Annotated in this window: 3 protein-coding genes; 1 reads left to right on the plus strand and 2 read right to left on the minus strand. The window is 52.8% G+C overall.

What is annotated here, in order from left to right; translation table 11 throughout:
* Positions 1 to 289, plus strand: a 289-nt coding sequence (locus tag BZG79_RS14405; RefSeq protein ID WP_242414205.1) for an ATP-binding protein, incomplete at its 5' end; no start/stop codon positions are given.
* A gap of 17 nt (positions 290 to 306) precedes the next feature.
* Here the strand turns inward: BZG79_RS14405 and BZG79_RS14410 are convergent.
* Positions 307 to 1,242, minus strand: coding sequence for an aminoimidazole riboside kinase (locus BZG79_RS14410; RefSeq protein WP_077679467.1), 936 nt, complete (start codon positions 1,240 to 1,242; stop codon positions 307 to 309).
* A gap of 27 nt (positions 1,243 to 1,269) precedes the next feature.
* Positions 1,270 to 2,200: maltose/glucose-specific PTS transporter subunit IIC (locus BZG79_RS14415; protein WP_199877943.1), on the minus strand; the 931-nt coding region annotated here is incomplete at its 5' end.

Consider the following 2,200-nt stretch of genomic DNA (forward strand, 5'->3'; position numbering starts at 1 on the left):
CGTCATAGCCACCATGGCGACAACCGAGAGTGTGAGTATCCGCATACACGATGATGGCGCAGGAATGACGCCCGAAGTACAAAAACGTATTTTTGATCCCTTTTACACCACCCGACTCGGGCAAGGTGGGTCGGGGCTTGGTTTGCATATCACCTTCAACCTCGTCACCGGCATCCTCGGTGGTCGCATTGAGGTACAAAGTGAGCCCGAACACGGTAGCTGCTTCACCATTACCCTGCCGCTTATCGCCCCCGAACGCGCCCTACCCAACAGTGAGGGCGCGTCGTGAATTGCGCGGATATGGCGCTATTCAACGCTGAGCTGATCCGCTGTGGGTAATGCAGTCATTGCCCCTTTTTCTGTTGTAGCCAGCGCGCCACAACGGTTGCCTTGGCGCACTGCCTTGGTGACTGCTTCTGGTGTCTGCCACTCAGGCAACTGGGCGAGCGCAGCAAGCAAACCGCCCATAAACGCATCACCTGCGCCTGTGGTATCCACCACGTTTGCCGGTGTGGTCGGCACCTGCCAAACAGTATGGTTGAACGCGACGCGGGCACCTTCACTGCCCTGTGTCACCACCCACAAAGACACATTCGGTGCGCGCTCAGATAATGCGGCTAACCCTGCTTTCACAGAGTTATTTTCAGTGCGTAGGTGCTTAGTGAGTATGACAAGCTCATCATCAGACACCTTAACCACATCCGCCAACGGCAAGGCTTGCCACACAATCTCTAACATCTGTGATTCACTTTGCCAAAGATCATCACGCAAATTAGGATCAAAGCTGACAAAGCCACCATTTTCACGACATGCTTGCATCGCGCCGAGTGTAGCAGAGCGTGATGGCTCGTTCGCAAGGGCAATGGAGCAAGCATGCAACCACTGCCCTTCTTCGAACAATGGGAAGTCGTACGGCTGAACAAACTGGTCGGCACTGGGCTTAACCATAAAGGTGAAGCTTCGTTCACCATGATCATCCAGCTCGACTAATACAGTTGAGGTACGTTGCGCCTCGTCGCGATGCATAAACGCAATGTCCACACCTTCATTTGCTAAGGTAGTCTGCATAAAACGACCAAGCGGATCGCCACCAACGCGGCCAATAAAGCCTGTTTGTCCACCAAGTCGACTGACTGCCACGGCGACGTTAGCCGGGGCACCACCTGGACATTTCAGGTAGTGATGCTCGCCATCAGGGATCAAATCCACCACGGCATCACCGGTAACCCATACCTTGCTCATTACGCTTGCTCCTCGTTCAAGACTCGATTACGCCGCCGCAGCTTGTGCGTATTTTTTACGGGCGCCCAATACATAAGTTACGGAAAACGCAACAACAAAGGCAATCGCCATACCAATGATATAAGGCACCACACCGTCAGGGCGAATGGAGATGATCCCTGGTAGACCCGCTGCGCCCAACGCTTGTGCTTTCACTTTAAAGAAGGTGACAAAAGCCCCCGCACAGGTCGCACCTGCAAGCGCACCAATAAACGGATAACGGTATTTAAGGTTAATACCAAACATCGCAGGCTCAGTGATCCCGAGCAGTGCTGTCACCCCTGCAGGCATCGCAATCCCTTTCGCTTTGACGTCCACGGTTTTTAGCCCAAACGCTAAACAGGCTGCACCTTGCGCCACATTCGACATCGCCGCGATAGGGAAAATAAAGGTACCGCCAGTGACTGCAATATCGGCCAATAATTGAGTTTCAATCGCGATAAAGCTGTGGTGCATCCCGGTGATCACAAAAGGTGCATACACAAAGCCAAACAAAGCACCGCCAATCATCCCTGCGGATTCATAGACCCAGTTCAGACCATCGCCGAGCAAAAAGCCGAGCTCTCGTGTAAACGGGCCTACCAAGGTAAAGGTGATCAGTCCGGTAATAAAAATCGCCAGCAAGGGGGTCAGCAAGTTATCCAACACTGAGGGAATAATGCGACGTAACCCTTGCTCCACTTGTGCGAGAATATAGGTTGCAACCAGCACCGGCAGCACCGACCCTTGATAACCGACTTTTTCGATCTCAAAGCCAAAGATTTCCCACACCGGGATATCTCCAGACACTGCCGCACCACCAAAGCCCCAGCCATTAAGCAAGTCTGGGTGAACCATTAACATGCCTAACGCGGCCCCCAAAAAGGGGTTAGCACCAAACTTTTTACTCGCAGAAAACGCAAGCAGTACAGGTAAGAAC

Source organism: Salinivibrio sp. MA427 (genome assembly GCF_001996115.1).
Classification (GTDB): Bacteria; Pseudomonadota; Gammaproteobacteria; order Enterobacterales; family Vibrionaceae; genus Salinivibrio; species Salinivibrio costicola.